Source organism: Marinoscillum sp., from assembly GCF_040222955.1.
In the GTDB taxonomy this organism is placed as follows: Bacteria; Bacteroidota; Bacteroidia; order Cytophagales; family Cyclobacteriaceae; genus Marinoscillum.
Window position 1 is genome coordinate 129,373 of record NZ_JAVKCA010000007.1, and the last position, 12,593, is coordinate 141,965.

At 45.1% G+C, this 12,593-nt stretch carries 14 protein-coding genes; 6 read left to right on the top strand and 8 right to left on the bottom strand.

Translation table 11 applies throughout. The features are described 5' to 3' along the window. Positions 1–9 precede the first annotated feature (9 nt). Positions 10–621: a histidine phosphatase family protein gene (locus RIH33_RS02590; RefSeq protein ID WP_406653472.1), complete on the bottom strand. Its 612-nt coding sequence runs from the start codon at positions 619–621 to the stop codon at positions 10–12. Positions 622–753: 132 nt separating this feature from the next. On the opposite strand from RIH33_RS02590, the gene RIH33_RS02595 reads away from it, so the two are divergent. The 3 genes from RIH33_RS02595 to menD are packed head-to-tail and all read left to right on the top strand — an operon-like array spanning position 754 to position 4,066. Continuing rightward, positions 754–1,173 carry a hotdog fold thioesterase gene (locus RIH33_RS02595; protein WP_406653473.1) on the top strand — a complete coding sequence of 140 codons (420 nt, stop codon included), beginning with the start codon at positions 754–756 and terminating at the stop codon, positions 1,171–1,173. Between the two features lie 5 nt (positions 1,174–1,178). After that, on the top strand, positions 1,179–2,375 hold the full coding sequence (locus tag RIH33_RS02600; RefSeq protein WP_406653475.1) for an isochorismate synthase: 1,197 nt from the start codon (positions 1,179–1,181) through the stop codon (positions 2,373–2,375). After that, the gene (gene menD / locus RIH33_RS02605) at positions 2,372–4,066 is read left to right on the top strand and encodes a 2-succinyl-5-enolpyruvyl-6-hydroxy-3-cyclohexene-1-carboxylic-acid synthase (RefSeq protein WP_406653477.1); all 1,695 of its coding nucleotides are present in this window, start codon (positions 2,372–2,374) and stop codon (positions 4,064–4,066) included. Before RIH33_RS02600 ends, menD begins: the two co-directional genes overlap by 4 nt. An 82-nt stretch (positions 4,067–4,148) precedes the next feature. On the opposite strand, the gene RIH33_RS02610 is transcribed toward menD, so the two are convergent. From RIH33_RS02610 to RIH33_RS02620, 3 genes are read right to left on the bottom strand one after another with little or no spacing between them, the layout of a single operon-like run. Beyond that, complete coding sequence (locus tag RIH33_RS02610) at positions 4,149–5,105, bottom strand: FecR family protein (protein ID WP_406653478.1); 957 nt, start codon at positions 5,103–5,105, stop codon at positions 4,149–4,151. Positions 5,106–5,161: 56 nt separating this feature from the next. Then, complete coding sequence (locus tag RIH33_RS02615) at positions 5,162–6,583, bottom strand: carboxypeptidase-like regulatory domain-containing protein (RefSeq protein ID WP_406653479.1); 1,422 nt, start codon at positions 6,581–6,583, stop codon at positions 5,162–5,164. A 4-nt stretch (positions 6,584–6,587) separates the two neighbouring features. Then, positions 6,588–7,130: an RNA polymerase sigma-70 factor gene (locus RIH33_RS02620; protein WP_406653481.1), complete on the bottom strand. Its 543-nt coding sequence runs from the start codon at positions 7,128–7,130 to the stop codon at positions 6,588–6,590. A 14-nt stretch (positions 7,131–7,144) separates the two neighbouring features. Between RIH33_RS02620 and RIH33_RS02625 the strand changes: the two genes are divergently transcribed. The 3 genes from RIH33_RS02625 (at position 7,145) to RIH33_RS02635 (ending at position 9,324) form a co-directional block, all read left to right on the top strand. Further along, complete coding sequence (locus RIH33_RS02625; protein ID WP_406653482.1) at positions 7,145–8,185, top strand: AMP-binding protein; 1,041 nt, start codon at positions 7,145–7,147, stop codon at positions 8,183–8,185. Further along, on the top strand, positions 8,182–8,886 hold the full coding sequence (locus tag RIH33_RS02630) for a hypothetical protein (protein ID WP_406653483.1): 705 nt from the start codon (positions 8,182–8,184) through the stop codon (positions 8,884–8,886). The genes RIH33_RS02625 and RIH33_RS02630 overlap by 4 nt, the downstream gene beginning before the upstream one ends. An 81-nt stretch (positions 8,887–8,967) precedes the next feature. Continuing rightward, entirely contained in the window at positions 8,968–9,324 is a 357-nt protein-coding gene (locus tag RIH33_RS02635) for a DoxX family protein (protein ID WP_406653485.1), read from the top strand. On the opposite strand, the gene RIH33_RS02640 is transcribed toward RIH33_RS02635, so the two are convergent. The 4 genes from RIH33_RS02640 to RIH33_RS02655 all read right to left on the bottom strand — a co-directional run bounded on the left by RIH33_RS02640 (position 9,321) and on the right by RIH33_RS02655 (position 12,555). Further along, a complete protein-coding gene (locus RIH33_RS02640; protein ID WP_406653487.1) occupies positions 9,321–10,367 on the bottom strand; it encodes a PA0069 family radical SAM protein in 1,047 nt (348 codons plus the stop codon). The genes RIH33_RS02635 and RIH33_RS02640 overlap by 4 nt on opposite strands. Positions 10,368–10,407: 40 nt before the next feature. After that, complete coding sequence (locus tag RIH33_RS02645) at positions 10,408–10,833, bottom strand: rhomboid family intramembrane serine protease (RefSeq protein WP_406658519.1); 426 nt, start codon at positions 10,831–10,833, stop codon at positions 10,408–10,410. 184 nt (positions 10,834–11,017) lie between these two features. Further along, positions 11,018–11,482, bottom strand: a complete 465-nt coding sequence (locus RIH33_RS02650) for a hypothetical protein (RefSeq protein WP_406653489.1) — start codon at positions 11,480–11,482, stop codon at positions 11,018–11,020. Positions 11,483–11,538: 56 nt separating this feature from the next. Continuing rightward, a complete protein-coding gene (locus RIH33_RS02655) occupies positions 11,539–12,555 on the bottom strand; it encodes an endonuclease/exonuclease/phosphatase family protein (RefSeq protein ID WP_406653490.1) in 1,017 nt (338 codons plus the stop codon). Between the last annotated feature and the right edge of the window lie 38 nt (positions 12,556–12,593).

The window sequence follows — 12,593 nt, forward strand, 5'->3', positions numbered from 1 at the left end:
AGCACTTCGTTAAGACTCAAGATGCGAAGTTTCATTGAATAACTCAACAGAAAACTGACTTCCGGTCCAGTTAACGAGGTAAAGTCCGGTATTGGTGTGCGCAAAGTGATCCATATGGCTAAGCGGATAATTGAGCATCCAGCACATCATGATCCTGATGGCCCGGCCGTGTATACAAATCAATACAGGATTCTCATCTGATTGACTCAGAATGTGATCCATGGCCCTTTTTTGACGTTCCGCTACTTCAATCGGGTTCTCACCATTCTGGATTTTGGCAGTAAGATCACCCTGAGTCCAGGATTCACAAATCCGTTGATACTCGGTGGATGACTCAGGTGTGAAGGCTACACCCTCCTGTGACCCCCAGCTGATCTCCCGCATATCTTCCAGTGCCTCGAAAGGAATACCATCGTTGATAAACTTCTTTACGGTCTGCTGTGTGCGACCCAGGTTGGAGGTATAAATCTTCTGAAATGGGATATGATGATACGCCTGATAGAAAGCCTCAGCCTGAAGTTCCCCGGTATCGTTGAGTGGAGCGTCTATCCCACTGCCCTGCACCATGCCTAATTTATTGTACTCAGTTTCGCCGTGGCGAATGATATAAAGCTTTTTCAAAAGATCTCAATTTTTACCAAAGCCGCAAACTTAATTCATTCGGACACTTTCCCTCCATAATGACCATTCATTATCTAAAACCATCATGGTGTAATAGTGACCTTTGCTTACTTTTAGGGCAAAATAGAAAGCATGTTTCCCAAAGGAATTACCCCAGAGGGTCTGAATGAATTTTCAGTCAACACCCTCGTCTCCCATATAGACATTGAGTTTACCGAAGTAGGTGAAGACTACCTGATTGCTAAAATGCCAGTTTCTGAGAAAACCAAACAGCCCATGGGACTGTTACACGGAGGTGCTTCAGTGGCATTAGCAGAGACATTGGGAAGTGTGGCGGCTAGCTTAATCGTTACTCCCAAAGGTCAGTTTGCTGTGGGCCTGGAAATCAATGCCAATCATATTAAATCTGCCCGTGAAGGCTATGTATATGGAAAAGCAGTACCCTTGCATGTGGGGCGCAGTACACACCTTTGGGAAATCAGAATCACCAACGAAGCGGGGGATTTGGTGGCCATTAGTAAAATCACCATGGCCATTTTAGATAAGAAATAAACCTTATGAGTACGCAAATAACAGCCGGTACTATTGAGCAGATCTCTACCAGAAATCAGGCCCTGGAGCTGGTAAGAAAAACACTAAGTACAACATACCCAGTGGCGCTATGGAGGCTACCAAATACCACAGACATCCTCGCTCTGATAGACATTACCAGCGAAGAAAGTGAGTCAGATGCAGAAATAGAGCGCCTGGAACAGTGCTTTGTGATTAATAGTTATGATCAGAGTCATCCCATACACCCATTGGTGCTCAAAGGTGATATTATGATTAGCATTCACGGCGGTGAATCGGAAGTGACACTCAACACCACGTTGAAGGCCTCTGATCTTGAGTCTTTCAACCTGGCCATCGATCAGGCGAGCCTCTCCGCTGTAGGGAGGTCAGCCAGAGCAAGTGAACGCCACCCTGATTTTGAAGAAATGGTCACTGAGGCCATCAATCACATCAAATCAGGGGAATTACATAAAGTGGTGCTTTCACGTTATCAGGATTTTGATCTGCCAGAAAGCTTTGATCCCATCGTATACTTTGAAAAGCTGGAAAAGGCCTATCCTAATGCGTTTTGTTACCTTGTGCAGACGGCCACTTATGGTGCCTGGATGGGTGCTACCCCTGAAAAGCTGATTGCCATAGAGGACGAACACTATTTCAGCACAGACGCGCTGGCTGGCACACAGGTATTGGGTGAGGTGGAAGACCTCAGCGATGTCCCCTGGACGCAGAAGGAGATCATAGAACAGGCCATGGTAAGCCGGTACATCATCGAGTGCTTCAAGAAAATAAGGTTGCGGGAGTTTGAAGAAGTTGGCCCGAAAACGGTCAAAGCCGGTGATCTTGTGCATTTAAAAACCTCATTCAAGGTGGACATGAAGGAGACCAACAGCCCACTTCTGGGGAGTATCATGCTGGAACTCCTGCATCCTACCTCAGCTGTGTGTGGTTCTCCCAGGGGGCTTGCCAATGATTTCATCCACTCACATGAAGGCTATGAACGCGAGCTTTTTGCTGGATTTCTGGGCCCTGTGGGCTTAGGTGGAAATTCAAGACTGTTTGTCAATCTGCGATGTATGCAGCTTTTCAGAGAAAAAGCCCGACTCTATGCCGGGGCAGGTATCACAGAAAACTCCAGACCGGAAAAGGAACTTCAGGAAACCAACAATAAAATGCAAACCCTCCTAAAGGTGATTTATTCATGATCAGTCAAACGGTTTTTGATACCTCCAAAATATTAAGTTTGAAAGGAGTCACCCATGTGGTGCTCTCACCCGGATCCAGAAATGCGCCCCTCACCATCAGTTTTTCCAGAAATCCGGACATAAAAATCTATAACATCATCGATGAGCGATCCGCTGGCTTCATTGCCCTTGGGATGGCCCAAAAACTCCAGCAACCTGTGGTACTTTGCTGCACATCAGGTACGGCCCTGCTCAATTATGCACCAGCCATAGCCGAAGCGTGGTATCAGCAAATCCCACTGATTGTGATGTCTGCGGACAGGCCGCCGGAATGGCAGGGGCAACGAGATGGTCAGACCATCCATCAGGTGGGATCCATTGGTAATTTCGTGAAAGAGACTTTTGAGCTTCCTACGGAGACCGATCATGAAGACCTGGCATGGGAATACTCACGAAAACTCAATGAAGCGGCGAATCTCTCCACCCAGCTACCGCAAGGACCTGTGCACATAAACATTCCTTTCAGAGAGCCTTTTTATCCTCAACCAAACGATCAATTGGCATTTTCGGATCATCCCCGTATTATTTCACCTCATTATTCCGAGCCATCACCTGATTTTGCATCTCTGACTGAAGCATGGCAGCACTTTGACAAGAGGCTTATCATACCAGGGCAGCAGACTCTAAACCCTCAGCTCAATGAAGCATTGGGAAAACTAACAGGTGAGGCTGTGGTAATAGGCGATGTGATCTCTAATGTGACAGGCCAGGCGGCCATCCGACACCATGATCTTTTTCTGGCGTCGGTAGAAGGTAAACTGGCTGAAAGTCTGCAGCCCGATTTACTTGTGACCTTTGGCAAATCTGTGATCTCCAAAAACCTTAAGATTTTCCTTCGCAAGAACCCTCCAAGAGAACACTGGCACATCGATGAAGCCATGGTATCAGCAGATCCCTTTCAAAGCATGAGCAAGCTCATTCAAGCCAAACCTGAAAGTTTTTTAACAGCCATGGCTGACTCCAAAGGAGACCTTAGTGATTTTAGTTTTCAGATCAGAAAGAATTTTTCTCAAAACTGGGCTGTGGAGGACAGTAAAGGGGAAAGAAGGTTGACTGAAGCCTTTAAAAACATCGAGTTTTCGGAGTTTTCCGCTTTCGCAAAAGTGATAAAACTTCTTCCCGAATCCATAGACCTGCATGTGGCCAACAGCATGCCGGTTCGTTATGCCAACTTCATACAGGGACTACCCAGGGGCACCGAGGTGTTTGCCAACCGTGGCACCAGCGGGATAGATGGTACAAACGGAACAGCAGTGGGTGGATCACTGGTCTCTGACCGACTCACCGTGCTGCTCACAGGTGATCTTAGTTTCTTTTACGACAGAAACGCGTTCTTTCACCACCACGAATTGAGTAACCTTATTATCGTGGTATTCAACAATGGTGGTGGGGGTATTTTCAGATTGATCCCCGGTCCATCAGGCTTACCAGAGCTGGAGCAGCACTTCGAAACCCGGCACAGTCATTCAGCCAGGTTCACAGCCATGGAATACGGTTTTGATTACTACCAGGCTAAAGATGCTGCTGGGATAGAAAAAGCAATGAAGTCAATTGCAAAACATAGTAAGACCCCAAGACTGCTGGAAATTTTCACCGACCCCAAAACCAACCACGAGGTGTTTACTCAGGTAAAAAAGGCTTTTTCATCCTAGCATAAGGGGGTGTGCCCCAAATAAGAAAGGCCGGAAATTCCGGCCTTTTCTTTGTTTGATTAGCGTACAATAATCGTTTTTGCTACTTACAGCTATTCCCTGTGAACAAGACCTTGTCATTGGTTTTCACATAAGTGAAATTGAAGGTCTCAGCAATGATCTCTATCACTTCATCCACGGTTTTATCATTAAATCTAGCTGTAAGCACACAGTTTTTAAGCATCTGATTCTCATAATCAAATGTCACTCCGTAAACTTCATTCATGGTTTTAGAGACTTCATTGAGGCTGGTGGACTTAAAGGTAATCACCCCTGTTTTCCAGGAAAGGAAATTATCATCGATGATTTTTCGTTTTTTAATGCCACGTTCACCCACCTGAATGATGCCCATCTCCCCTTTTTCGAGATTGATTTTCATAGCTCTTCTGCCAAACACCTCGGGGTTTTGAGCCATAGCCACTTTTCCGCTGCTCACCATTACTTCCACTGCGCTTTTTTCTAAGCGCGCATCCACCACAAATGAAGTGCCCAGAACCTCCACCAGTACATTGGTGGTATTCACAACAAAGGGTTTCTCTTCATTGCGCTCCACTTCAAAAAATGCCTTCCCGGTCAGAAACACCTCCCGCTTGTCTTTGAAATCTCCTATGGTAATACTGGCGCCTCGCTGTAGTGTAGCAACAGACCCGTCGGGCAGCTCAAAGGGTGTCACCTCAGCGACCACCTGACCATAAGGGTTATCCGCCTTCTTAGGATAGAGCGCAAACACTAAGCCCAATGCCACAATGATGGCCGCAGCAATTCTGAAAAATTTTTGGTTCCAAATCGGAATTATTTTCGGTGCGCTCTCCTCATCAGCCAAAATACTGTTCAACATTGCCTGATTTCCCTCTTCCAAAGGTTGTGCGCTAAGCCAAATTTTCTTGAACTCCAGAAACTCTTTTGAGTTATTTTCTGTGGCACTCCTCCACTCGTGCACAGATTTAATTTCTTCATCTGTGGCTTCTCCCGAAAAATACTTTGATAATACTTCTTCCATTTCCTTTAATACTCCGACAAATAAACAAATAACATGGATATACCCCCTATTCTTTTTTAGAGATTATCTGCTTTAGGATTGTAATCAGCTGGCATCAAATCCGCCACGCGCTCCCACGACCAGTACCCGATGGTCGTTAAACCAAGGGGTTCCTTTATCTGACCGTTATGATCCAAAGTGACATAAGTGCGCCTGAGCTCCAGCATGGATTTCTGAGCGCCAGGCTTCTGGCTGTTGATACCGGAGGTCGGCCCCAGTCCATTGGCTGAAATTTCAGATTCATTGAGACTGCTCAGGTACTGGGTGCTTTCCACTTCCTTATCATAGCTCACCATCACATAATTGTCAAAATCCAGCTTCCACTCATACCGGTTGGTACCCGGCAAAAGGATATCATCAGCCCCTATCTCCACCATTTTCTTGTTAAAAATTTCTGAAACATCTTTGAGACTATAAATTCTAAAACCCTCTTCTTTTAGCTCATCAGCAATCAGTGACTTGAAAAAATGGGTGATTGACCCGTAATAACTTTTCATTCGATTCTTACGCCACTTCTTACGGATGCGATTGCTCTCAGGGTTTAATGGCGTAAATCGGGCTTTGCCATAGAAGCTGGTACGGTCATCATCCTTTTCAAAATGCTCAAGTTCATAACTCACCTGATAGCCAAGCGCTTCGTTCATGATGATGAGTGGTTCCTGTGCTTCTCCGGTAAATACCTGGGTGTCCTCATTATAAGAAAAGTCGAGAGATTCGGCATTCACTATCTCACATCTGGAGGCATTGGCAGAGGATCCCAAAAACTCTTTTTTGAACATCCTGTAATATCTGGGCCATTCGTCCTCAGATACTATGGGATCAGAAATGATCTCTATTTGGTCGAGGGTTCGCACCTTGAAATCCAACAACCCATTGATGGCATAGGAATTATTGTTTTCTGCTTTAAAAGAATAGGACGCCAGTTCATAGGCCACATGGGAAAACACCAGAATATAACTCCCGTGGGGCACATCCGTCAACCGATAGTTACCGTATTGATCTGTCACAGTGCCTATGGTGGTTCCATTAATGAATACATTCACCCCTTCTATGGCGTTTTTAGAACGGTATTCCCGGACCCAGCCGGTAATCTGTACCTTCCCACTACTGCCATCTCCCCCCTCCTTCGAAACTCCTTTCTTTGCTCTGATAATGATCTGATCCTCGTATCTCGAATACTCCAGCATAGTGCCGACCAGAAGAATGTTAAGCAGGCCGTCAATATCAATGCCTTCCCTGGTCAGGGTGTATAAACTCCCCTTGGGAATGGCGTCAGCATTGTAAGAAAAATAGTAACCAGTTTTGTAAGTAATACTGTCCAGTACAATTTCCAGTGGCAGGTCCTTAAATGACATGGAAAGGGTATCGGTGGTTTCCTGTCCTTTTACCGAATGGAGAAAGGCAAGCAGAACCAATCCAAAAAGCCATTTCCATCTCATCTGCTCAATTAAGGTCTTTAAGTTTCTCTCTTAATGTCTTGAGTGCCTTCCCCATCTGTACTTCCACTGTTTTGATAGAGATGCTCAGATGATCAGCTATTTCCTGATACTTCAGTCCTTCAAACCGGCTGAGTTTAAAGATCTCCGAGCACCTCGGGGGAAGGTTATCGATAGCCTCAAAGATGCGCTCCTGTACATTGCTCTTTTCACCATCCGGTGAAGGACCCTCTACGGCTTCTTCCATGAAGGTGATCACATACTGGCGATAAGAGTCCTTTACTTTTTGATGCTTGATGAAATTAAGACAGGTATTATGCACGGACCTGTACAAATAACTTTTGATGGACGAGTCAGGAGCCAGTGTATCACATTTCTCCCAAAACTTCACAAAAACCTCCTGAATCACCTCTTCGGCATCATCAGGATCATCCATAAATCTCATCGCATAGGATTTTAACAATCCATAGTACTCATTGAACACAAGTTCAAAAGCGCGCTTATCTTTGTTGCGTAGGCGTTCTACCAGTACTTGATCAGGGTCTTGCAAACTATACCAGATTAATGTTATTCAAATTTGAAAGGCAAAAGCTAACCATTGGCGAGCTTAAAAGCGGAAAAATAAACCAAAATATTCTTTCCGATCTTGAATCTCGCGTGGTAAAATTTATATTCTTATGGCTCTCGGGACAGAAGCAATTTGCCATGCGTACTTCCGGCTCCACAGGTGCCCCGAAAGAGACACACCTAAGCAGGGAGTCGTTGCAATACAGCGCCCGTCAATCCATGGAGTACATAGACTCCACCGGAAAATACAAAACCACCTTACTATGCATCAACCCGGACTATATAGGCGGTCTGATGGTGGTGATTCGCTCTCTGGTGTACGACCTGGACATCAGCATGGTGACACCAACGGCTCGATTGGCTGATGTCGTGGGTGATGAGTACTACGACCTGGTGTCCATGGTACCCATGCAAGTCCAACACTTACTTGATCATCACCCGGAAACACTTTCACAATTCAAAACCATCCTCATTGGTGGAGCTCCCTTGCCTCCTGAGTACATACTCAAACTCAGGTCTTTGAAAGCCGTAAGGTGTTTCCAAACCTATGGAATGACTGAAACAGCCTCCCACATTGCATTGAAAAACCTGACCAACGGTGACGACTGCTTCGAAGTACTGGGAGATGCTGAGGTACAGCTGGATCATCGTGGTTGTCTCAGGGTCATGGGCTCAGTGACGGATCACCAATGGATACAAACCAATGATGTGGTGGAACTCATAGATCCGCGCCATTTCAGGTGGTTAGGCAGAGCTGATTTTGTCATCAACTCCGGTGGCGTGAAGGTTCATCCCGAAATATTGGAAGCATCCCTCAGTTCTCAACTGAAAATGCCGTTCTTTGTGGCCGGATTACCAGATGCTTCCCTGGGACAAAGGGTAGTGATGGTGGTGGAATCCCCAGTACCTGTTGCCTTGGATTTTAGCCACATCAGCAAATACAATCAACCCAGGGAAGTTTATTATAGTCCGGTGTTTTCCTATACCCCATCGGGCAAGGTAAACCGAACTGAAACACTCAAAAAATTGAACTTATGAAAGTAAAAGTATCTTACCAGACCCTGCAGTTACCTCCCCCTCTGGCCTTTGCCTATACGCTGGAGATGGAGTTTTTTGACGAGGAAATAAGAATCCAATATGATTTGGAGTTTTTAAACAGGGATGAGATCACACTTGAAGAAATTGAAGAAGAGGGATTCAGTGCGAACGATGATTTTAGCTGGACCGGCACCCTCGGCAAAGCCTGGGTGGAAGATCTTTATGATGACCTACTGGAAGCGGACCTGGAAGACGAAAGCGAGGATTTCAACATCTACCTACACATGGAGATATCCCATAAAGGAGAAGAGGATAGCGGCATTGCAGTGATGGCAGAAGACTGGGACTACAGACTTCAGGAGGTGATCCAGGCCATCTATGAGAAGGCAGGTATTGAAGAAAAACTAAAGCTCAAGTTTATCAATCAGGCCGGAGGTGAAAGTACTTTCTATCAGCTGGAGGGTTCATTTGAGCATAAGACCTGTCAAATCAACAAGAAAGACATCAACTGGGAAGATCTCCATCAGCTAATGAGCGATGTGTACACCATAGATTTTGAAGGAGAATCGGTAGAAAAGCCGTCCGGAGACGGGCTATGGATTGATCAGGATGCCATGTCAGGTTATCAGCTGTTTGATGAGCAAGCCGGCCCTAAAGCGGATAAAATCAAATCAAGAATATTGGAGATACTGGAACGATAATCGCGCCCATTTGGTATTCATCTCTTTAATGGTTAATTTTTATGTTGATACATTTACTTCAACCATTAACCTTTATTGATTATGAAAAGTCTTGGATTCATTGGGAAACTGCTCTATGCTCTACCCTTTGCCATGTTTGGTTTTTTCCATTTTATGAATGCCTCCGGCATGGCGGGTATGGTGCCATCTGTGTTTCCCGCTCCTGAAGCATGGGTATACCTGACAGGTCTTGGTCATATTTTAGCCGTCGTAGCCATCGTGATAGATAAGAAAGCAAAGCTGGCAACTATGCTCCTTGGAATCATGCTGCTTTCATTTGCGCTGTTGATTCATTTCAGTGGATTTATGGACGGTGACCAGATGGCTACAGGCAATTTCCTGAAAGATACTTCTTTGGCAGGCGCTGCGTTTTTCATGAGCAGCAAGCTGACTAATTAAGTCTCGAACAAATTATAATTGCCTCCCTTTCTGAAAATGTTAAGATTCAGGGGAGGCATTTTTTTATCCCCAAAGTGCTTTTTTCTTGACTTCTGGAAAAGCTGATCGATCATCAGCGCATAGTTACCAGCCCCGTGTAGTCTTCTCTCCCAATCAGTGTCATTGGCCTTACCCCCATGAAGTTCTTTGATCTGATTCATTGTTTTCTCGGCCCGATCCGCAAAAGTCTTCTTCACCCAATCTTCAAAAATTTCTTTGATTTGACCATTGAGCCTCACCACTGTGTATCCGGCGGCAAGGGCACCATGGTCTGAAGCGCTCTTCAAAACAGCGGGTATCTCAGTGTCATTCAGACCAGGTATTATCGGGGCATTCATGATCCCCACCGGCACACCCAAGGCACTCAACTCCCTGATGGCTGTCAGCTTTTTAGAGGCTGTGGCGGTCCTTGGCTCAAGTTTGGCCCTGAGCGACTCATCCAGTGTGGTAATGGAGAAGTACACATGAACAAGTGACTTTTCGGCAAGTGCTTGTAGTAAATCACTATCACGAAGAATCAAGGCATTCTTGGTGATAATGCTCACCGGGTTTCGATACTTCAGCATAACTTCCAGAATGCCACGGGTAAGCTTCAGGTCTTTTTCTATTGGCTGATAGCAATCGGTATTTCCGGAAAGCATAATAGGCTGTGGTTTCCATGTGATTTTACTTAGCTGAGCCTCCAGCATAGCGGCTACTTTATCCTTCACGATAATTTTACTCTCAAAATCCAACCCGGCGCTAAACCCCCAGTAAGTATGAGAGTTGCGGGCATAACAATACACACATCCATGCTCACAGCCCTGATACGGATTCACCGAGTAAGTAAACTGTAAATCCGGACTGTTGTTTTTGCTCAGTACATTTTTAGGGGATTCGTGAAAGATGGTAGTGGTCGGGCGCTCCTCATGCGTGTACTCATCTATGCCCTCGTCATGGAACTGACCTACTGCATGTTTAAAAAACGGATTAGAGGGATTGAATTGCGCGCCTTTACCTTTCATATTAGTAAATATACTAATATTATTAGTATACATAACCCTCTTAGCTATATACCTTTCGTATTTTGCTAAGCCCAAAGGCACTCCCCATCCCTACGATAAAGCCCATCAGGTGAGATTCCCAGCTTATAAAGGTGTTTTGCGGATAAATCCCGTAAATGAGTCCGCCATAAATGATCAACACAATGGATGAAATGATAATAGACCGAAAATTACGCCGAAATATGCCAAAGAAAATCAAGAAACTGGCCAGGGCATACACCAGTCCGCTGGCACCAATGTGATAATAAGGCCTGCCAATGACCCACACCAATACATTGGTAAGAAAGTAGCCATGGAAAAACACCTGTGTGGCGATCCTGTCATAAAAAATGTAAACCGCACTGCCCAAAAACAATACGGGGAAAGTATTGCTCACCAGGTGAGAAAAAGAGCCATGAATAAGCGGCGCGGTAAGAATTCCAGTCAACCCACTGACGGTCCGGGGAAGGATCCCAAGAAAACCTAAGTCTACCTGACAATAAAGCTGGATACTAAAGCTGAGCCACATCAGAAAGACTAATCGCAAGGGCGGTATGATACTGGATTTGTGCACTAAGATGCTAAGAAACAAAAAAAGCTGCCAGTGGCAGCTTTTCTTCATGATTTATTGATTATTTACCGGGCTCCTTGATCATTTGAAGCTCGATCAATTTTGACTCTTCATAGCTCACAGACAAATATCCCAGTACGCCACCGGAGGCCTCAGCTATTTTTTTGGCCAGCTCCTTGAGTGAGGCATGAAGCTTCACCCCAAAGTTCTTATCCATCTTTGGTAAGATGAAATTAAGTTTTCTCAATTCTGCTGTCAACACTTTGTTTCGCTCTTCAGCATTTTCAGGAAGCTCATCGATCAATTTATTGAATTTAGACTCAAAGCTTTCCCCTACCAGCTTGTAATAATCTACCAGCTGCTCCCGTGCTCTGCTCTGCTTACTATGTGCCACGTCTATGGCTTCTTTTCTTTCGCTCTTGTCAATATTGCCATCAGCGCCCGCTATTAGGATTGCTACGTACACCGGGGCAGTTAGCAAAACATCAATCTCTTCTTCTCTTAGGTTTTCGAATTCTTTGATCATTATTGTGTCTATTGAAACTCGCTCGAAAATAGTAAAAAATGAGTGTTTACCCGTAATTAATTCTCATCATTTTCACCCCTCAGCACAAACTTCATCAGCACAGGCAAGTGATCAGAAACCTCTCCTGTTCTGGAGATCACGCTTTGTTCCACCCTTGTGATGAAATTTTCATTGTAAAGTATATAGTCGATCATCTGATAGGGCTGTCTGCTGGTGAAGGTATTGAATGACATGGGCGAATTCTGGTACGTCACCGAGTCAACTGCAGACCTGATGTGTTTGGCGGACATAATCACATTCATGGCATCATCAGGTTCCAAATAGGCCGGCGGGCTGTTGAAATCCCCTATTAGCAACACCGGGAGTTGATCCGAATAAGATTCAAAAATCTGCTTCACGGTCTCTGCCTGCGCCAGTCTGGTTTCCTTATCAAAGGCTTCCAAATGAAGGTTCATCATGCGAATGGTATCGCCCGGAGCCAAAACAAGATCACACACCTGTACCAGCCGGTCTATATAGAAGGCATTGTACAGAAATGAAGTATTCATGGGTTTGATCAAGGTGACCGTCTGCTCATTAAGCACCGGAAACATGGATAAAACTGCCTGGCCGGATAGCATTTTCCCAAACTGATGCCCCAACGGCCAATAAGGAAATGGCACAAACTTTTTATCCCAGTTCACTGAACGATAAGCATAAGGGTAATCGAGCGGTAAAGCCAGGCTATCCAGTTGGTTGTACATAAAGGAGCGATTAGAACCAAAGTCGATCTCCTGAAGGCCTACCATATCCGGCCTGATATGCTCGAAGGTCTCCAATACCACTGATAAGTTTTGACGATACAAGTCCTCTGCACGATCTACGCCCAGATTATTGGTCATCCCAGACAGATAGCCTATATTGAAGGTCATAACACTGAGGGTATCTGATCGCTCAAATTCCTTTATCTTACTGTTAAATTGTGTGGTGCTGAAGTGTTGATCTTTTTCCAGATTACCCTCCGAGGCAACAATAAAAAACGAGGTGATTCCCAGGGTAACAAAAAAGAGTAGAGTAATAATTATTCTCGCCATTCGTGCGTGTTAACTGGGAGCAAGTTAAATTTATTAGA